This window comes from uncultured Dokdonia sp., from assembly GCF_947492535.1.
In the GTDB taxonomy this organism is placed as follows: Bacteria; Bacteroidota; Bacteroidia; order Flavobacteriales; family Flavobacteriaceae; genus Dokdonia.
In genome coordinates this window covers 331,552-352,496 of record NZ_CANLNH010000002.1, presented here as the reverse complement: position 1 = coordinate 352,496, position 20,945 = coordinate 331,552, and the positions used below count along the sequence as shown (strand labels likewise).

At 36.5% G+C, this 20,945-nt stretch carries 11 protein-coding genes; 7 read left to right on the top strand and 4 right to left on the bottom strand.

Annotated features, from left to right (window positions below; genetic code table 11):
- Positions 1 to 4: 4 nt before the first annotated feature.
- The 3 genes from Q1A60_RS04495 to Q1A60_RS04485 are packed head-to-tail and all read left to right on the top strand — an operon-like array spanning position 5 to position 2,059.
- Positions 5 to 706, top strand: coding sequence for a CoA transferase subunit A (locus tag Q1A60_RS04495; RefSeq protein ID WP_299761996.1), 702 nt, complete (start codon positions 5 to 7; stop codon positions 704 to 706).
- Between the two features lie 36 nt (positions 707 to 742).
- Positions 743 to 1,399: a CoA transferase subunit B gene (locus Q1A60_RS04490; RefSeq protein ID WP_299761993.1), complete on the top strand. Its 657-nt coding sequence runs from the start codon at positions 743 to 745 to the stop codon at positions 1,397 to 1,399.
- A gap of 3 nt (positions 1,400 to 1,402) precedes the next feature.
- Positions 1,403 to 2,059, top strand: coding sequence for a hypothetical protein (locus Q1A60_RS04485; protein ID WP_299761990.1), 657 nt, complete (start codon positions 1,403 to 1,405; stop codon positions 2,057 to 2,059).
- A 456-nt stretch (positions 2,060 to 2,515) separates the two neighbouring features.
- Here Q1A60_RS04485 and Q1A60_RS04480 read toward each other — a convergent pair whose 3' ends face one another.
- Complete coding sequence (locus tag Q1A60_RS04480; protein ID WP_299761987.1) at positions 2,516 to 4,201, bottom strand: ABC transporter ATP-binding protein; 1,686 nt, start codon at positions 4,199 to 4,201, stop codon at positions 2,516 to 2,518.
- Positions 4,202 to 4,683: 482 nt separating this feature from the next.
- Between Q1A60_RS04480 and Q1A60_RS04475 the strand changes: the two genes are divergently transcribed.
- The 4 genes from Q1A60_RS04475 to Q1A60_RS04460 all read left to right on the top strand — a co-directional run bounded on the left by Q1A60_RS04475 (position 4,684) and on the right by Q1A60_RS04460 (position 18,116).
- The gene (locus Q1A60_RS04475; RefSeq protein ID WP_299761984.1) at positions 4,684 to 6,150 is read left to right on the top strand and encodes a spondin domain-containing protein; all 1,467 of its coding nucleotides are present in this window, start codon (positions 4,684 to 4,686) and stop codon (positions 6,148 to 6,150) included.
- Positions 6,151 to 6,467: 317 nt separating this feature from the next.
- On the top strand, positions 6,468 to 9,731 hold the full coding sequence (locus Q1A60_RS04470) for a S8 family serine peptidase (protein ID WP_299761981.1): 3,264 nt from the start codon (positions 6,468 to 6,470) through the stop codon (positions 9,729 to 9,731).
- A gap of 362 nt (positions 9,732 to 10,093) precedes the next feature.
- A complete protein-coding gene (locus Q1A60_RS04465) occupies positions 10,094 to 13,816 on the top strand; it encodes a S8 family serine peptidase (RefSeq protein WP_299761978.1) in 3,723 nt (1,240 codons plus the stop codon).
- 280 nt (positions 13,817 to 14,096) lie between these two features.
- Complete coding sequence (locus tag Q1A60_RS04460; protein ID WP_299761975.1) at positions 14,097 to 18,116, top strand: M36 family metallopeptidase; 4,020 nt, start codon at positions 14,097 to 14,099, stop codon at positions 18,114 to 18,116.
- Between the two features lie 136 nt (positions 18,117 to 18,252).
- On the opposite strand, the gene Q1A60_RS04455 is transcribed toward Q1A60_RS04460, so the two are convergent.
- The 3 genes from Q1A60_RS04455 to Q1A60_RS04445 all read right to left on the bottom strand — a co-directional run bounded on the left by Q1A60_RS04455 (position 18,253) and on the right by Q1A60_RS04445 (position 20,836).
- Positions 18,253 to 18,966: a 3'-5' exonuclease gene (locus Q1A60_RS04455; RefSeq protein ID WP_299761972.1), complete on the bottom strand. Its 714-nt coding sequence runs from the start codon at positions 18,964 to 18,966 to the stop codon at positions 18,253 to 18,255.
- Between the two features lie 204 nt (positions 18,967 to 19,170).
- Positions 19,171 to 20,328, bottom strand: a complete 1,158-nt coding sequence (locus tag Q1A60_RS04450; RefSeq protein WP_299761969.1) for a serine hydrolase — start codon at positions 20,326 to 20,328, stop codon at positions 19,171 to 19,173.
- Between the two features lie 34 nt (positions 20,329 to 20,362).
- The gene (locus tag Q1A60_RS04445) at positions 20,363 to 20,836 is read right to left on the bottom strand and encodes a methylated-DNA--[protein]-cysteine S-methyltransferase (RefSeq protein WP_299761966.1); all 474 of its coding nucleotides are present in this window, start codon (positions 20,834 to 20,836) and stop codon (positions 20,363 to 20,365) included.
- Positions 20,837 to 20,945: the final 109 nt, after the last annotated feature.

The following is a 20,945-nucleotide window of genomic DNA, read 5'->3' as shown; positions in this document are numbered from 1 at the left end:
AACAATGATCACAAAGAAAGTTGACGGTGTCCAAAATGCCTTACAAGGTGTGAAAAGTGGAATGACAATGATGCTTGGAGGTTTTGGATTAAGTGGTATTCCGGAAAATGCTATCGCAGAATTGGTGCACCTTAATATAAACGAGCTTACCTGCATTTCTAATAATGCTGGAGTAGATGATTTTGGACTGGGATTATTGCTTCAAAAGCGTCAAATCAAAAAGATGATTTCTTCGTATGTTGGTGAAAATGCTGAATTTGAAAGACAAATGCTTAGTGGAGAACTCGATGTAGAGCTTATTCCACAAGGTACACTTGCCGAACGTTGTAGAGCTGCTCAAGGTGGTTTTCCTGCATTTTACACTCCCGCTGGATATGGTACTGAAGTAGCAGAAGGAAAAGAAACTCGAGAATTTAATGGCAAAATGCATGTGCTAGAATATGCTTTTGACGCAGACTTTGCATTTGTAAAGGCTTGGAAAGGAGATGCTGCTGGAAATCTTATTTTTAAAGGTACCGCTCGCAACTTTAATCCGAATATGTGTGGGGCTGCAAAAATTACAGTAGCAGAAGTAGAAGAGCTTGTTCCCGTAGGAACTTTAGATCCTAACCAAATACATATCCCTGGTATTTTTGTACAACGTATTTTTCAAGGAGAACATTATGAAAAACGTATTGAGCAAAGAACCGTAAGACAAAAACACTAAAATAGTCATTGATTATACCATTAACTCATTGCAAATATGGCATTAGATAAAAATCAAATCGCACAACGCATCGCTCAAGAAGTAAAAAATGGATATTACGTAAACTTAGGTATAGGTATTCCAACATTGGTGGCAAATTATGTTCGTCATGATATAGAAGTAGAGTTTCAAAGCGAAAATGGCGTATTAGGTATGGGGCCTTTCCCATTTGAAGGAGAAGAAGATGCCGATATTATAAATGCAGGAAAACAAACTATCACTACGTTACCCGGCGCAAGCTTTTTTGATAGCGCTACTAGTTTTGGTATGATACGTGGCCAACACGTAGATCTTACCATTTTAGGCGCTATGGAAGTGGCAGATAATGGAGACATTGCAAATTGGAAAATCCCAGGTAAAATGGTAAAAGGTATGGGAGGCGCCATGGATCTGGTAGCAAGTGCAGAAAACATTATCGTTGCTATGATGCATACCAACAAAGCTGGGAAATCAAAATTATTAAATACGTGTAGCTTACCACTTACTGGGGTAGGATGCGTTAAAAAGATTGTAACAAATCTAGCTGTACTAGAAGTTACCAAAGATGGTTTTGTACTCTTAGAGAGAGCTCCTGGTGTTTCTGTAGAAGATATCAAAAACGCAACCGAAGGAAGATTAACAATTCCTGATAATGTTCCTGAAATGAATCTCTAATGTATGGTTATCTACGATCTTCAAGACATCCCACATCCATATATCTATATTGAAGATCATGATTACAATACAATCACTGATCGATTTTTACGAAATACTACAAAAGCATTAGATTATTTACATAAGACTAATGCGCTTACCATTACTTATGAAGATAATGGAGCCCTAGAAACCGTAGATATTATCGATGTTCTTATCGCAGATACCCAAAACAATATTAAAATTGTATATTCTGAAGGTAAAAACTTTTATAGTCCCGCAAATAATACGGTAGGCTTTTATGATACACATGGCGTCGTCTTTAGAAAAAACCACAAAAAAAAGTGGTTTGTAAAAAATAAAGGATATAATTCTCCCATGGCAGTATTAGCTCATGAGTTAATACATTGCTATAATGAACTCTACGAAACAGAAGAATATCTTAAGCGTAAAAGAGATCACTCTCCTAGAGGAAAAAAATTAGATCATATAGGGCGAGATCTTTCTTTTCCTAATAAAGAAGAAGAATTTGTAATTAGAATGACAAATCAAGTTGCAAAACGACTTCAAGAAGATAAGCGTTCCAATTATGGCCGGTCTTATTATAAAGTTGCAGATGTATGTGACGTACGAAAACACGGAACAAAAGAAAAAAGAAGAATTTCCCGAATTTTCAAATAGTTTCATTCTCAAAAACAACTGTTTTATACAAGCATTTTCTTTCAGCTATTTCATTTTCACGATTAAAAACTCAATAAAATCGATGAAATACACAAATTTTTAACATTTGAATGAAAAATTTAAGAATAAAGTTTGCATAAGTAAAAAAATATACTACTTTAGCAATCCCCAAATACAATAATTGATACCGATAAAGTGTACGAAAGATCAGACTAATGACCAACTAAACTTTATCAAAACCATATAGCTTTAAAACTCATACGAGTGTTTAATGTTATGATTTGTTAGAAATCCGCGGGGGGAGCCCTGCGGATTTTGTTTTATCCCTAAACTGACTACCATGCAAAAAAAGTACTCCCTACAACCTATCAAGTCATTTTTTGAAAGTATTAAAGAAGCGTTTACATTTATGGGTAATTGCTTATACCTAGCCAAGAAAGTATTTCTATTTATGATTTAAGATCCTTTAGGTATTGCGTCTATAAGATTCTTAGTATACACTTTTTGAGGATTTTTATAAATCTCATCTGCTTCACCTATCTCTTCTATTCTCCCTTTATTCATTACCACGAGTTGATCTGCCATGTATTTTACAACCGCTAGATCATGGGAAATAAAAATATACGTAAACTTAAAATCCTGTTTAAGTTCATTAAGTAAGTTTAATACTTGTGCTTGCACAGAAATATCTAATGCACTTACAGATTCATCACAGATGATCAATTTAGGTTGTACGGCAATAGTGCGTGCAATTCCTATACGCTGTCTCTGCCCTCCACTAAATTCATGAGGATACCTATTAAATTGAGCACTTTCCAGACCTACTCTCTCCATGATTTCTAATGCTTTCTCTTTACGAGTTTCCTTATTTGAGAAAAGCTTATGAACCTCCATAGGTTCAATGATTGCTTGCCCTATAGTAAGTCTAGGATTTAATGACGCGTATGGGTCTTGAAATATAATTTGTATGTCTTTACGCAATGCTCTAAGTTCCTTCCCTTTTACATGTGTTATATCATTCCCTTTATAGAGCACACTTCCAGCAGACACTTTATCCAATTGCAAAATAACATTTCCTAATGTTGATTTCCCACAACCTGACTCTCCTACTAATCCTAAGGTTTCTCCTTCATAAAGAGAGAAAGAAACATCGTTGACTGCATTCACAACTCTAGCTTTTCCAAATAACCCGGTTTTTGAAATATATGTTTTCTCAACATTGTGTACTTCTAAAATAGGTGTTGTCTCATACAATTCTTTTAACCTTTTAGTACGCTCTTCAGGAATTTCGATTTCTGTATGTAATGTGTCTGAGAGATAATCTTTAATAGTAGGTAGTGTAATTAACCTGTTCTCAAGAGAAGGTCTGGCACTCAATAATGCTTTTGTATAGGTATGTTGAGGTGTTTTAAAAATCATTTCTGAAGAAGCTTCCTCTACAATATCTCCTTTATACATGACAAGGACACGGTCTGCGATCTCTTTTACTAAAGATAAATCGTGTGAAATAAAAATAATACTCATTCCTGTATCCTTCTGTATGTCTTTTAGAAGCTGTATAATTTCTTTTTGAACCGTAACATCAAGTGCCGTAGTAGGTTCATCGGCAATAAGAATTTCTGGGCTACAAGCAATAGCCATAGCTATCATGACACGCTGCTTTTGACCCCCACTTATTTGATGTGGATAGGCATTAAACAATTCTTTAGGATCAGGTAATTTCACTTTTTCAAAAAGTGCTATTGTTTTATCTTTTGCCTCATGCTTAGTAAGCGAAGTATGTTGCTTTAGTATTTCAACCACCTGATAACCGCACGTAAGAGATGGGTTTAAAGAACTCATTGGTTCTTGAAAAATCATAGATATTAAACGCCCACGAATCGTTCTATACAATGATTCAGAATAGGAGAGCAAATCTTGCTCTTTAAAATTAATCTCTCCTTTTACAATTGCTTTCTTATCTAATAACCCTAAAGTAGCAAGTGTAGTAATTGATTTTCCAGATCCAGACTCTCCTACGATAGCAAGAATTTCGTTTTTATAAAGATCAAAGGAAATATGATGTATAATTTCTTCCATCTTTTTCCCTTGAGGAAAAGCTATTGAAAGATTTCTAATAGAAAGTAGCGCTTCTTGATCCATATGCTTCAAAATTACACATTAATTTGTGGTATTCTGTCGATAAAAACGCATGCGCATTCCTTTATTTTAAAAAATAGTTAACTCAATTCTGAATAAATACATTCATATCCAACGTAAAAAAAGTCAAATTTCTGTTTTTGCTTTCGCGAAAGCGTAATTTTTTTGATAAAAATCAGTGATGAAACATTTTTTCTTTATAAAGATTCCTTTTTAAAACCCAAAATCACTATAAGAAAAAACTATAGGTCATAGAATTTTAACATATTTCCTTTTTAGTGCTTTTTTTTCCTTTTTAAAACTCATTTCTTTTTTCCATTTTTCGCTCATTCCGCTTTAAATAGGGTTTTTCCTCTTCATTTAGTTTGTTTTAGACGCAGGCTATTTCTTGCCATAATATTGCACTATCAAAATAATCGAACGCAATTTCAACTCGATTATCAAAACTTGAATTATAAAAAAGACAATATTAAAAAGATTTAAAAATGAAAAAGACACTTTTATCGGCATTTGCCTTAGTAACCATACTCGCAGCATGTGAGTCTGATGACAACGATATATTCGTTGAAGAGCAGCAAGAAGAACAACAAGAAGAGCAACAACAGGAAGAAGAAGCAAACCTCGTTACTTTTGATATTACAGTAACAAATGCAGCAAATTATTTTGAAGCTATTCCTTTTTCAGAACGTTTAAGAGATGGTGAAACTCCTACCCCAGGACCACTGAATCAAAATGGAGATCAGTATCAAATCTCTTTCCAAGCAGTGCCTGGTACAAAATTTACTCCAGTAACTATGATGGGGAATAGTAATGATTGGTTTTTAGCGCCAGAAGATTTTGGAGGAATTGATCTATGGGAAAATGGCGCTCCTGTTACAGGAGACATCGCTAGTGAACTTATCTTATTTGATGCAGGAACAGAAGCAGACAACCTTCCGGAGTTTTTCCCACCAGCAGGAGCAAATGTAGGTCCTGAAGATCCAAATACAGCTACACGTATCGTAGATAGAAATGGTCGTCGTGGAGATACCTATATCACAGCTGTTCTAGATTATGAGGCAGGTACAGCAAATAGTGCAGGAACGTTTACGTTTACTATAACTGCTATTATGACTCCAAATCCAGATGAAGCACCGAGCTCACAAAATGGATTTGTAGTAACTCCTGGTATAACTGTATTACACGCATTAGCAAATCCACTATTCACATTAGGAGAAGCAGATCGTGGGGTTGGTCTTGAAGCTATTGCTGAAGATGGTATGCCAACTGCATTAAATAACTGGTTTCATGAAGAAGGACCTAATGGAGATCCTATTCGTCTAGCATCTACTTATAGTGTGCTTTCTGGAGGTGTTGCTTATGCATTTACTCAAGAAAGTGATCCTTGGTTCTCTCAAGGTAGTGCTGCAAACCCAAATAGTGGTGTAGAAGAAATCGCTGAAGATGGAAATAGAGCTGTAGCGGTAACTTACCTAAATACATTAGAAGGTGTAACGGCTGTTGCAAATAATGAAAATGCAAATGTACGTCCAGGAGAGAGTCTTACTTTCGAATTAACAGTACCTGTAGGAGCAGCTTATAAATTTGGATACGGAACCATGCTTGTAAATACTAACGACTGGTTTATTGCATACAATAATGAAGGATTCCCATTATTTGGAGAAGACGGAGAAACTCCATACTCAGGATTTGGAGCTACTACAAAATCATATTTATATGATGCTGGAACAGAAATAGATCAAACTGTAGGGTTTGGTGCAGATCAAGCACCTCGCCAAGCAGGTCCTAACACAGGAGCAGCAGATTCAAATACAACTATACGTCGTGTAAGTAATCTTGAAGATGTACAATACGGTAAAGGAGTATACAATAGTGGCCCTGGAGTAGTTGCTGTAGAAGACGGAAGAGGAGGTTATAATCTTGTAACTGTTGAAATCCGTCCTAGAAACTAAAAATATTAAGTGTTCATAATTGATTGTTTGGTTTGTTGAAGGGCTGTAATATTTTATTACAGCCTTTCTTTATGATATATATTTATTAAAATTGAGGGATTCCCTCAATTTAAGTTGTTGGTTTTCATCAAACATGCTATTTTAAAATGTTAAAATTGTGTCATTCATCGATGAAAATTTACTGCTATTTACAGGTAAAAGATTTTTTTGCGCATTTTGTCGAAAAATTTTTTTCTTTCTGTTTTTTTGATTGACTTTCGCCGCCGAAGTAATGCAATTGTATTGTAGATACTTAACCCCAAATTATAAAATAAGTCATGAAAAAAAATTACCTAAGAGTACTATCTCTAGGATTGGCATTATGCGCAACACAAGCATATGCACAAACGCTAAGCCAAATCTCGCAAATCACTAAAGAAAACAATCAAGAAAGACTTGCTCAATTAGAACAGCAGTTTTTACAAGTGAACGCTCAACAACGCCAGTTTGCAAAGCAACAAGCGTCTCAAAAAGGAATTCCTGCACAAATCACTTTAGATAACGGAGGAGTTGCAGAGTTACAACGTATCCTTCCTGACGGAACGCCTATTTACTATAGCACTTTTAACGCAGATGCTGCAGTTTCTACTAGAACAACACACATTAATGCTGGAGGTTCATTAGGATTAAACCTAATGGGACAGAATATGACAGCATATGTATGGGATGGTGGTCACGCAAGAGCATCTCACCAAGAATATGACGGTGCAGGAGGAACAAACCGTTACACGGTACAAGACGAAGCTAGTGAGGGTATTCAACTTAACTTTCATGCTGCTCACGTAACAGGAACTGTAATGGCCTCTGGTGTACAAGCAGAAGCACAAGGAATGGCTCCTCATGCAAAAATTAACGGATATCGTTGGAATGATGATGTTGCTGAAGCTACTAATGCTGCTGCAAATGGAATGCTTATCTCTAATCACTCTTATGGATTATTAGGAACTAATATTCCAGATCAGTGGTTTGGATCGTATTCTAGTGAGTCTCAAAGTTGGGATGAAATCATGTATAACGCACCATTTTACCTTATGGTTGCTGCTGCAGGTAATGAAGGGAATATAAACACATATAACGGAGCTCCACTTGGTGGGAATGCTGCGTATGACAAGCTTACTGGAAAAGCAATCACAAAAAACAACCTAGTTGTTGCAAATGCACAAGATGCTACTATCGCAGCAGATGGATCTCTAATAAGCGTAAACATAAATAGCGGAAGTAGTGAAGGTCCTACTGATGATTTCCGTATTAAGCCAGATATCGCAGGTAACGGAACAGAAGTATATTCTACATATCAAAACAGTGATACAGCCTATAATTCTATTACAGGAACGTCTATGGCTTCTCCAAATGTTATGGGATCATTACTTTTGATACAACAACACTATAATGATGTTAATGGCGCTTTCGCGAAAGCGGCCACATTAAAAGGTCTTGCTTTACACACAGCAGACGATGCTGGAGCAATAGGTCCTGACGCTATCTTCGGATGGGGATTATTAAATGCAAAAAGAATGGCAGAAACAATTACTGCCAATGGAACAACAAGTACAATCGATGAGCGTACGTTAACGGATGGTGCTTCATACCAAACACAAGTTACTGTACCAGCTGGTAAAATTTTACAAGCTTCTATTTCTTGGACAGATGCTCCAGGAACTCCAGTTACAGGAACAAATGATCCTACACCAGTACTTATCAATGACCTTGACTTACGTATTACTAAAGATGCAGATACTTTTATGCCTTGGAGATTAACAGGCGTTGACTCAAATGCAAAAGAAGATAATCTTGTAGATCCATATGAGCGTGTAGATGTTGCTGATGCAGATGGAACGTATACAATTATGGTAACTCATAAAGGAACTTTATTTTCTGGAAGTCAAAATTACTCACTTATTATAACAGTAATAGATACACCTGTAGAACCAGATAATAGCTGTGTTGCAGAAGTAACTGCTTTCCCATACAGTCAAGGGTTTAACAATACTCTTGGACAATGGTCTCAAGATACTAACGATGATTTTAACTGGACAGTAAGAACTGGAGGAACGCCTTCTGACGGAACTGGACCTTCAGGAGCTGTAGAAGGATCTCATTATATTTATATGGAGACTTCAAATCCTAATAACCCTGCAAAAGTAGCTATCTTAAACTCTCCTTGTTTTGACTTTACGGGAATGACAGAAGCACATGCTACTTTTCAATACCAAATGACAGGAAACGCAGTAGGAACTATTCGTTTAGAAGCAAGTACTAATAGTGGGATTTCTTGGACAGAAATATGGTCAAAATCAGGGAATCAAGGAGCTGATTGGCAAAACGCTATTGTAAATCTTGACGCTTATACAGGAGGCACTCTTACATTGAGATTTAATGGAACTTCTGGGAGCTCTTGGCAAGGTGATATTGCTATAGATGACCTAAGAATAGCAGAAGGAGCATTTGTAGATATTGTTGCACCATCTACTCCTATTAATTTAAATGCTTTAAACATAACTGAAACTACGGTAGATTTAACTTGGGACGCATCTACAGATAATATAGGAGTAACTGCCTATGATGTATACGTAGACGGAATCCTTTCTACAACAGTTTCTGGAACATCATCACAAATACAAGGTCTTACCCTTGATACAGCTTACCAATTCCAAGTTCGTGCTAAAGATGCTGCAGATAATGTTTCAGCATTAAGCAATGCTCTTAATATAACGACTGCAGGAGGTATCTCAACAGGGTGTGTTGGAGGAGAATCAATTCCATATGGAGAAGGTTTCGAATCAAGTATAGGTCTTTGGACACAATCTAATGAAGATAATATTAACTGGACAAGAGATGCTAATGGTACTCCTTCAAGAAGTACGGGACCATCAAGTGGATCTACAGGATCATTCTATATGTATGTAGAAGCATCTGGTAACGGAACAGGATTTCCAAATAAAAGAGCTATCTTAAATTCTCCGTGTCTTGATCTAACAAATGTTTCTAGTGCAAACTTCTCTTTTGACTACCATATGTATGGATCTTCAGATAGTGGAACTATTGCTGTAGAAATTAGTGATGACGATGGAGAAAACTGGACAGCTATCTGGAGTCAATCTGGAAATCAAGGAAATCAATGGATTTCTGTATCTCTAGATCTTTCTATATATACTGGAGGAGGTGTACAATTAAGATTTAATCGTGTAACAGGAGGTACTTGGCAATCTGATGTTGCTATAGATAATATTTCACTTGACTCTGGTAATGGTAACTTTGCTGAAGTACAAACACCATCAAACTTTACAGAAGACACAAATTCAAATATTCAAGAATCATTTGACTTTACTGTATTCCCTAATCCAGTAACAAACGGACAACTTTCTATTAAAGTTGTTGGAGCAGACGTAGAGCGATATGCTATCTATAACATGCTTGGTCAAATTGTAAATTCAGGTAACTTTAGCAATACATTAGATGTATCAAGACTTAAAGCTGGGATGTATATTTTAAAAGTTACTGCAGGTAATGAAACATATACAAAGCGATTTGTTAAAAAGTAACATTACATACTTGAACACACTTTTAAACTAGTGTAAAAAACCCGATGTTGAATAACATCGGGTTTTTGTTTTTTTAAGCTTTCTGCGATAGTACATCTCTTCTTACAGATTCCTTCCTAGTTTTCTAAAAAACAACCTTCGTGAATTGAAGTTTTTATATGTTTTTTATAAAAAAACAGTCATTACATCATTTATTCATCAAAATTATAATGAATATTGCTGTGTTTTTTATGATTTATTAAAAATACTGTGTAGTTAGTCGAAAAAATTTTTGTAATAAAAAACAAATCAGTTTTTTTTGCCAAAATGTTTAAGTATTCTCACAAATTAACTTAAATACACTAACCAAAATTAAACAAATCATGAAGAAAATGTACTTAAAAGGATTTTTCCTTTTAGCTGTGCTTTTTGGATCAATGCAGGTTTTTGCACAAACTACTGCACAAATTCAAAAAATCACTAAAGACTATGATCAATCTCGTCTATCACAATTAGAACAGAGACTTTCCCAAATTAATCAACAACAAAAACAACTGGCTAAACAACAAGCCACACAACGAGGATTAGCACTAACTCTAACATTAGATGATGGAGGCTTTGCAGAATTACAACGTATTTTGCCAGATGGAACTCCAATATACTATCGTACATTTAATGTAGATGCTGCTAGATCTACTCGTACTAATCATTTAAATGCTGGAGGATCTTTAGGACTTAATCTAATGGGGCAAAATATGACTGCTCACGTATGGGATGGAGGTCATGGTCGTGTAACACATCAGGAATACGATGGTGCAGGAGGAAACAATCGTTTAACGATAAGAGATATTGCATCTGAAGGAGGAACACAATTAAACTTTCATGCAGCTCATGTAAGTGGAACTATTATGGCTTCGGGAGTACAAGCTGATGCTAAAGGAATGGCTCCACATACAAAAGTGGATGGATATATGTGGAATAATGATATAGCTGAAGCTGCCGCTGCTGCTGCAAACGGGATGTTGATATCAAATCACTCGTATGGTTTTAGAGGAGATCTTGTTCCTGATCAATATTTCGGAGCTTATATTGACGAATCTCGTAATTGGGATGAAGTAATGCATAATGCGCCTAGTTATCTTATGGTCGTTGCCGCTGGTAATGACGGAAATCAAAATGGATATAATGGAGCTCCTTTAGATGGAAACTCTTCATATGATAAACTAACAGGACACTCCACTTCAAAAAACAACCTTGTTGTGGCAAATGCCCAAGATGCAAATATTGCTGCAGATGGAACTTTACTAAGTGTTACTATCAATAGTAGTAGTAGTGAAGGTCCTACAGATGATTATAGAATCAAACCAGACATTACTGGGAATGGTACAGGTGTTTATTCTACATATCAAAATAGTGACACAGCCTATAACTCTATTACTGGAACTTCGATGGCTTCTCCTAATGTAGCAGGATCTTTATTATTACTTCAACAACATTATAATAATACTAATGCCGCTTTCGCGAAAGCGGCAACAATCAAAGGTCTTGCCTTACACACTGCAGATGATATTGGTCCTACGGGTCCTGATGCTGTACATGGCTGGGGGTTATTGAATGCTAAGAAAGCGGCTGAAACAATTACTGGTAATGGTTCTTCTTCTATTGTAGATGAATTAACACTTACAAATGGAGGGTCTTATCAAATTCAAGTAGATGCTAATGGTGGTCCACTTTTAGCTTCTATATCATGGACAGATCTTCCAGGGACAGCTACTACAGCAACCAACTCATCTACATCAAGATTAGTCAATGACCTTGATATACGTGTTACTAAAAGTGGAACAACTTCTACTCCTTGGAGATTAACCGGAGTGACTACAAATGGAAAAGGTGATAATACTGTAGATCCATATGAGCGTGTAGATATAGATAATGCAACAGGAACGTATACAATTACAGTTACACATAAAGGATCTCTCTCAGGAGGAAATCAAGCCTTTACATTAATCGTAACAGGAACTGGAACAGCAACTCCTCCTCCACCTATTACGTGTAGCACTACCGTTTCAAGCTTCCCATATAATGAAGGTTTTGAAAACACATTAGGCGCTTGGTCGCAAGATTCAAGTAATGATTTTGATTGGACAATCAACTCTGGAGGAACACCTTCTAACAGCACAGGACCTGCTGCTGCGTTTGAAGGCACTTACTACGTATATATGGAAGCATCTGATCCTAACTTTGGAGGAAAGACTACGATTTTAAACTCTCCTTGTTTTGACCTAGCTGGGGTAACTACTCCTACAGCTAATTTCCATTATCAAATGACAGGTAATTCTGTAGGAACTATTAGACTTGAAGCAAGATTAGATGGAGAAAACACATGGACCGAACTATGGTCACAATCTGGAGATCAAGGTGCTGCTTGGATAGATCAAGACGTAAGTCTTGCTGCGTATAGTGGTAATACAGTACAATTACGATTTAGAGGCACAACAAATACTTCATGGCAAGGAGATATCGCTATTGATGGATTCAGCATTGAAGGTACACAAGCAGGAGATACACAAGCGCCAACAGTACCAACAAATCTTGCAGTAACAGGCGTAACAACTAGCTCTGTAGCTCTATCGTGGACAGCTTCTACTGATAATGTAGGAGTAACTGCATACGATGTATTCCAAGGAAGTTCTAATCTAGGAGAAGTTACAGGTACAACTGCTAATGTAACTGGACTTGCTGAAGGAACGACATACCAATTCTCTGTAAGAGCTAAAGATGCCGCTGGAAATGTATCGGCTAATAGTAATACCGTATCTGCAACTACAGACACAACAGCGCCTCCTGGTGGATGTACTGGCGGTGTTAATTCGTTGCCTTACGGCGAAAGCTTTGAAGCTAACCTTGGACTATGGACACAAGCTGGTGGGGATGACCTAAACTGGACGCGTGACTCTGGAGGAACACCTTCTAATAATACAGGACCGTCTTCAGGATCTGATGGATCATTCTATGTATATGTAGAAGCATCTGGTAACGGAACTGGATTCCCGAACAAACGTGCTATATTAAATTCACCATGTTTTGACTTAAGTGCGCAAACTGAAGCTTCTTTCATCTTTGATTACCACATGTTCGGTTCTACAGATGGAGGACGTGTTGACTTAGAAGCAAGTACTGATGATGGGGCTACTTGGACAAGTATCTGGAATCAAACTGGAAACCAAGGAAACCAATGGAATAATGTAACGATTGACCTTGCTGCTTATGTAGGTGGATCTGTACAATTAAGATTCAACCGTATCACTGGCGGTACGTGGCAATCGGATGTCGCTATTGATAATACAAGAGTTGTCGCTGGTGGTGGAAATGATCCGAATCCTCCTTCTGGATATTGTGCATCGAATGGACAAAACACAAATGATGAGTATATCTCTAGAGTGCAGATAGGAAGTATAGACAATAGTACTGGGGCTTCTGCTGGTGGATATGGAGATTTTACAAACCTATCTACAAACTTAAGTGGAAGTGCTAATATTACAATTACTCCAACCTGGACTGGTACTGTTTATAATGAAGCATATACTGTATTTATAGATTGGAATAGAGATGGTGACTTTGCTGACGCAGGAGAAACAGCATTTACGCAAGCGCCTACGCAAGCAACTTCTATTTCAGGTACTATCACAGTGCCTTCGGGAGCAGCTCAAGGACCTACTCGTATGCGAGTATCAATGAAGTATAATGCTGCACCAACAGCTTGTGAAAGCTTTAACTTTGGTGAAGCAGAAGATTATATTGTGAATGTAAGTAGTTCGACAACTAATACTTCATTCTCAGATCCTAATGCTTTAGATAATACAACTAGTTCTATTTCTTCTTTTGACTTTACAGTTTTCCCTAATCCTGTAACTAGAGGACAGCTTAGTGTAAATGTAATTGGAGCAGAAGCAGAAAATTATACTATTTATAATATGCTTGGACAAACTGTGCACAAAGGAGCATTTATAGAAACTGTAGATGTATCTAAACTTAAAGCTGGAATGTATATTATAGAAATTACTATAGGAAATGAAAATCATACAAAGAGATTCATTAAAAAATAAATAATATTACTTGAACATTAAAAACGAGTGTTCAAACCCCGGTATCAAAATATGATATCGGGGTTTTTTATTTCAAAATTCATTTTTACACAAAGTCTATCGATTTGGCGGGTTTTTGTTTAACGTTTTTAAGAAAAAATTAAATCTTAAAGAAATCTTAAAAAAAATTGTGCGTTTCATCGATTAAATTTCATTTATTTCAAAATTATTACGTTTTTTAGATAAAATCTTGAGTTTTTAACAAACGAGTTCCTAATTAACAAACAAATTACTAACGATTATGAAAAAATTGTACACATTTTTCTTGACAGCTTTTCTGTTAGGATCAACTGCTATTGCCCAAAATATGGATGGCATTATCCAGAATTATTTTGGTAAACACACTGAAAAATCCGAAACTGGTTTTTCATCTCAGGATGTATCTGAATGGCGAGTTACAGATATTGTCCCATCTTTGAATCCACAAATACAACACGTATATGTGCAACAAATGTATCAAGGAGTACCTATTCAAAACGGTACTTATAAGCTAACTGTTAAAAACGGCGAAGTAACTTGGGAAATTAATCAATTCATTAGTGACTTAGGAGCAAAAGCTAGTGTAACACAAGCATCATTAACGCCAGAAAGCGCTATTATGTCTGTTGTTAATGCGCATCAAATCTCAACACCAACAAACCTAAATTCAACTCAAAAATCGAAAGGCGTATTTGCATACGAAAATTCGGGAATAAGTATTGAACCAATTAATGTTGAAAAAGTATACCTATATCAAGATGGTGCTTTACATTTAACTTGGAAAGTGTCTATTTATCCTCTAGATGGAGAACATTGGTGGAGTGTAAATGTAGATGCTACCTCAGGAGCTATTTTAAGAACTGAAGACTGGGTAATTTCTTGTAGTTTTGGGGATTCTGATCATGCAAATCATGGTCATGATGCTACTGCAGTAGAAGAAACAATAGAAATGGGTCCTGTTACTTATAATATGACTTCTGTAGACGCTGCTTTTGTTGGTGGAGGTACATATAATGTATACCCATTAGGAATTGAAAGTCCTAGCCATGGTAACCGTGCATTGGTTTCAGATCCTGCAAATGCTACGGCTTCACCTTTTGGGTGGCATGATACAAATGGTAGTGCGGGTGCAGAATTTACAACAACTGTAGGTAACAACGTTACTGCTCAGGAAGACGCAAATGGAAATAATGGAACAGGATCAAGACCTAATGGAGGAAGTTCTCTTAATTTTGATTATCCTGTAAATTTAAATAACAATCCTTCTTCCTACCAAAATGCAGCTATTACTAATCTATTCTATTGGAATAATATTATACACGATGTATGGTATCAATATGGATTTAATGAAGCTTCTGGAAATTTTCAAGAAAACAATTATGGAAATGGAGGGGCTGGAAGTGATTCTGTAAATGCGGATGCTCAAGATGGAGGTGATATTAATAATGCAAACTTTGCAACACCACCAGATGGATCTAATCCAAGAATGCAAATGTTTCTTTGGAATACAACAAATCCACAATCAGATGGAGATTTCGACAATGTAATTATTGCGCATGAGTATGGGCATGGAATTTCTACACGTCTTGTAGGAGGCCCTGGAACAAATGCATTAGGAGGATCTGAGCAAATGGGAGAAGGATGGTCTGATTGGTTTGGACTAGTTATGACAATTCGTCCTGGAGATGATAGAAATACAGCAAGAGGAGTTGGTACATTTGTACTAGGACAACCTACTACAGGAGCTGGAATTCGCCCAACAAGATACTCGACAGATTTAGCAGTAAATGGTACTGATTATGGAGACATAGGAGGTCTTGCTGTACCACATGGTGTAGGATATGGTTTTGCTACTATTTTATGGGATATGACTTGGGATCTTATTGATCTTGAAGGCTATGATGCAAATCAATATACGGGAACTGGAGGTAATAATATTGCTATGGCACTTGTTATTGAAGGTCTTAAAAACACAGCTAATAATCCAGGATATGTGTCTGGACGTGATGGAATTCTTCAAGCAGATCAAGATCTTTACGGAGGACAATACAACTGTTTAATCTGGGATGCTTTTGCTAGAAGAGGTGTAGGTGTAGATGCTGTTGAAAACTCTAACGGAGGAACAAACACAAATACAGATCAAGTTATCTCATTTACAAGTGGATGTACTGGACCACCACCACCTGCAAGTTGTAATTCTACAGTAGCTAGTTTCCCATACAATGAAGGTTTTGAAAATACATTAGGGGCTTGGTCTCAAGATACGAGTGATGATATAGACTGGACAATCAATTCTGGAGGAACACCTTCTGATAGTACAGGACCTGCTGGAGCTAATGAAGGAACTTTCTATATCTATATGGAAGTGTCTGGTGATGGTGCAGGATTCCCTAATAAAACAGCCATCCTTAATTCACCGTGTTTCAACCTTGCGGGCGTAAACGCACCTTCTGCATCTTTCAGTTATCAAATGACAGGAAATGCTGTAGGGACAGTACGACTAGAAGCAAGAGAAGATGGATCACAAACTTGGACCGAACTATGGTCGCAATCGGGTGATCAAGGAGCCGCTTGGATAGATCAAAACGTAAGTCTTGCTGCATACTCAGGTACCGTACAACTAAGATTCCGTGGAACAAGTGCCGCTTCTTGGCAGGGAGACATCGCTATTGATGGATTCAGCATTGAAGGTACGCAAGCAGGAGATACACAAGCGCCAACAGTACCAACGAATCTTGCTGTTACTGGAGTAACAACTAGCTCTGTAGCACTATCATGGACAGCTTCTACTGATAATGTAGGAGTAACTGCTTATGATGTATTCCAAGGAAGTTCTAATCTAGGTGAAGTTACAGGTACTACTGCTAATGTAACTGGACTTGCTGAAGGAACAACATTCCAATTCTCAGTAAGAGCTAAAGATGCCGCTGGAAATGTATCAGCTAATAGTAATACCATATCTGCAACTACAGACACAACAGCGCCTCCTGGTGGATGTTCTGGTGGTGTGAATTCATTGCCTTACGGCGAAAGCTTTGAAGCTAACTTAGGACTATGGACTCAAGCTGGTGGGGATGACCTAAACTGGACGCGTGACTCTGGAGGAACACCTTCTAATAATACAGGGCCGTCTTCAGGATCAGATGGATCTTTCTACGTATATGTAGAGGCTTCTGGTAATGGAGCTGGATTCCCGAACAAACGCGCTATATTAAATTCACCATGTTTTGACTTAAGTGCGCAAACTGAAGCTTCTTTCATATTTGATTACCATATGTTCGGATCTACAGATGGAGGACGTGTAGACCTTGAAGCTAGTACTGATGATGGAGCTACTTGGACTAGTATCTGGAATCAAACTGGAAATCAAGGAAACCAATGGAATAATGTAACTATTGACCTTGCCGCTTATGTTGGAGGTTCTGTTCAATTAAGATTTAACCGTATCACCGGAGGTACTTGGCAATCTGATGTCGCTATCGATAACACAAGAGTTGTTGCTGGTGGTGGAAACACAGGATGTTCTACAGTTGATTTGAATACTACATACAATTCTTTCTCTAATCAAGATAATGGAACAGCTCAGTTATTGAATGGAAATACAGAATTAAAATTAGCCGACAATGCTTGGAAGTATATCAACTTCCCATACACAATTACTGCTAATACAGTTATTCAATTAGAGTTTAGAAGTGATATTCAAGGAGAAATTCATGGTATAGGACTTGAATCTGACAATACCTTATCTTCAGATTTAGTATTCCAATTCCACGGAACACAAAATTGGGGTATCCTTGACTTTAACAATTACTCTGGTAATGGATGGGTAACATATACCATTCCTGTAGGAACATTCTACACAGGGGCTGCTGATCGTTTACTATTTGTAACTGACCATGACGGCGGAGCTAGCAATGGAGATTCTTTCTATAGAAATGTTACTGTCTTTGAAGATGCTAACGGAAATGGTATTTGTGATAATGCAGAATCTAATGTGGTTACTAGCTTTGGAGGTGATGAAAATACAAATCCACTTGTTGGAAATAATAGTATAGAAGGTGTTGAGTTTGAAATATTCCCGAACCCAACAAAAGGAATACTAAATATCAATGTTGGAAATATAGAAGCAAAAAACCTTACTATCTATAATACACTTGGACAAGTAGTACGTCAAAGTGAATTTACAAATACTATTAATGTTGCTAACTTAAAGAAAGGAATGTACATTATAGAAATTGAAACAAATGGTAATAAAATGATAAAACAATTCATCAAAAAATAACCATATTTTTTGACACTAACCATTCAATCATGAATAGAAAACCCCGGTCAATGACCGGGGTTTTTGTTTTGAGACATATATCGTCATGAACTAGTGATGTCGATTATTTAGGACGAAACAACATTAAAACTATCTATTACACAGAAATGATCTCATGACCTTCTAATAGTCGTTCATTGCGTAATTTGAGAAGAATCTGAGCGACAGCTACGGTATCTTTTTCGCAATAAATAATAATTCTATCTATATCTCCTTCTTCATAATATACATTTCTAACCTCACTTCCATCTATATCATCTTTTGGAGAAGGAATTCCTAAGATATGGGTTAGTAATTTAAGCGATGTATAATGTTTATAATCTCCAAATTTCCATAAATCTAATGTGTCTAAATGGGGTACTTCCCATGGTTTTTTACCAAATAAATTAAGTTTATAAGGTAATTCTATGCCCAATATTATCATTCGTCTTGCTATATATGGAAAATCAAATTCTTTTCCATTATGGGCACATAATATGTGATTTGATCTATTAAAGTGCGTTTCTAATAGGTTTTTAAATTCCATAAGAAGGGTACGCTCTTCTCCATAAAAAGAAGTTGTCCTAAATGTTCTCGTATCTCCTGTTGTTTTAAAATACCCTACAGATATACACACAATCTTTCCGAATTCTGCCCAAATACCTGCACGTTCATAATACGCTTCTGGTGTATACTCGTCTTTACGCAAATATTTAGTTTTATCTGCATATAATGTTTTTGTTGTATTATCTAAGGTATCAAAGCTAATGGCTTGTGGTACTGTTTCGATATCTAAAAAGAGGATGTTTTCTAATTTTAATTTTGAGATCATATATGTATTTAAAATCTCTAAAATAAGAAAACCCTTTGTTCATTTTAAGTATCGGTTCTTATTTTACATTAGCGCTTAAAATGTATTATAAAGGTTGTAGCCGTCTTGCGTGAAGGATTGTAGTGAAAATCCCGCACCACACGAACGTGTGGGAGGAATTGTAGCGAAAAGCCTGACCCTTGTGGTCACGCCCAAAAAATAGAATTAATTGTTTTCAAGCATTGCATATGCCTCATCAATATAGATATAGAAGTCTTCTGTAAAAGATGCTCCTTCAACAAAGTTTCCCCTTTTGTGGCCTAATCTTACGATAATCATATCATCTTCAGGAATGGTAATTACATATTGTCCTAAAATACCTCGCATAACAAATATGCTTTTATTCTTATGGTCGCTAAGCCAAAAGCCATAGCCATACATATTATCATTTGGAAATCTAGGGTGTGTTGACTTTGCAACAAAGGTAGAATCTAGAAGTTGTTTTCCGTTCCACCTTCCATGATCTTTATAAAGTTTACCAAACTTTGCAAAATCTCTAGCATTACTTGCGATACAACAGTATGTTTTTACTAACCTATGGTCTGAGTCATCTACTTGCCATAAGGCAGATTGTTCCATTCCTAGTGGTTTCCAGAAACTTTCTGAGAGATATGATGCTAATTTCTTATTTGTCGCTTTTTCTATTACCATCCCTAATAATTGCGTGTTTCCACTTAAGTATTTAAAAGAACTCCCTGGTGTTTCTACTACTTTTTGATGTAGGATGGTTTCTGCTAAATCATCATCATAATAGGCTCTTGCGGTTACACTAAACGGACTTGTATAGCTTTCTTGCCAATCTAATCCTGATGACATGGATGACAGATCTCCAACTGTTGTCTTAGAGCCTTTATATTGCTCAAAAAAATCTCCTAAGGGTTGCTCTAAACTTTTTATATAACCGTCTTCAATTGCTTTGCCTAATAAAGCGCTGGTTATACTTTTTGCCATAGAAAAAGAGTTTGTTTTTGAAGTGGGACCGTACATTATTTCTCCATCTTCTTCATAGTTCTCATACCATATACTGTCATTTTTAATGATAAGGAATGCAATGGTTCCTAATTCTTGATGTGTCTTCTCTAATTTAGCGGTTGCTTTAGCTGTATTATATGCTTTATGTAATGCCCATGGTTGTGGTGTTCCATTTGCTATTTCTTCATTTTCAAAATGTGGATAATCGTCTATATAGGCTGTTACATGTCCTGTCATATAGACCACGCGAACTCCTTTCAAAATGTACTCGTAATCTGTTATATAGGCAATAATAACGAGTAGGATGATCACGCTTATTAATCCTTTTAAAAATTTCTTTATAAACTTCATAAGAGTATAAAATATCGTTTTAAATTGTATCTAATTAAAAAAGAGAAGTTTGTTTTAGAGGGCTTTCATGCTCTAATAACCATTTTTTACGATGTAATCCTCCTGCATATCCTGTAAGAGATCCATCGCTCCCTATGACTCGATGACACGGGATTATAATAGATATAGGGTTTTTCCCATTAGCACTTGCTGCTGCACGGATTACTTTTGGGTCTCCCAAGGCTTTTGCCATATCTAAGTAAGATGCTGTCTTTCCAAAAGATATTGTCTGTAACTGAGACCATACTTTTCTCTGGAAATCTGTTCCGCGTGGGTTTAATTTTAAATCAAAATCTGTTCTTTCTTTTGCAAAATATTCATTGAGTTGTTGTACCGCATCCTTTAGAACATCAGGGATTTCGTCAGTTGAAGGGAGATCTCCATCTAAAAAAGTAATTGCAGTAATACCTTGATCATCTCCTTCTATTTCTAACGTTCCTACAGGACTATTTATGTATACTTTATGCATATCTAAAGGTATGCATTTTGCTAAAAGTTTTGAATGATTTTTGGGTAGAATCTATTTTTTGTGTATCCTATTGTTTATGAGTAATTTTGTTATAGCCCTATAAACTGCG

Excerpts from the sequence above, each read along its gene's own strand:
- Q1A60_RS04495 (WP_299761996.1), top strand. The coding sequence starts at position 5 with ATGATCACAAAGAAAGTTGACGGTGTCCAAAATGCCTTACAAGGTGTG.
- Q1A60_RS04490 (WP_299761993.1), top strand. The coding sequence starts at position 743 with ATGGCATTAGATAAAAATCAAATCGCACAACGCATCGCTCAAGAAGTA.
- Q1A60_RS04485 (WP_299761990.1), top strand. The coding sequence starts at position 1,403 with ATGGTTATCTACGATCTTCAAGACATCCCACATCCATATATCTATATT.
- Q1A60_RS04480 (WP_299761987.1), bottom strand. The coding sequence starts at position 4,201 with ATGGATCAAGAAGCGCTACTTTCTATTAGAAATCTTTCAATAGCTTTT.
- Q1A60_RS04475 (WP_299761984.1), top strand. The coding sequence starts at position 4,684 with ATGAAAAAGACACTTTTATCGGCATTTGCCTTAGTAACCATACTCGCA.
- Q1A60_RS04470 (WP_299761981.1), top strand. The coding sequence starts at position 6,468 with ATGAAAAAAAATTACCTAAGAGTACTATCTCTAGGATTGGCATTATGC.
- Q1A60_RS04465 (WP_299761978.1), top strand. The coding sequence starts at position 10,094 with ATGAAGAAAATGTACTTAAAAGGATTTTTCCTTTTAGCTGTGCTTTTT.
- Q1A60_RS04460 (WP_299761975.1), top strand. The coding sequence starts at position 14,097 with ATGAAAAAATTGTACACATTTTTCTTGACAGCTTTTCTGTTAGGATCA.
- Q1A60_RS04455 (WP_299761972.1), bottom strand. The coding sequence starts at position 18,966 with ATGATCTCAAAATTAAAATTAGAAAACATCCTCTTTTTAGATATCGAA.
- Q1A60_RS04450 (WP_299761969.1), bottom strand. The coding sequence starts at position 20,328 with ATGAAGTTTATAAAGAAATTTTTAAAAGGATTAATAAGCGTGATCATC.
- Q1A60_RS04445 (WP_299761966.1), bottom strand. The coding sequence starts at position 20,836 with ATGCATAAAGTATACATAAATAGTCCTGTAGGAACGTTAGAAATAGAA.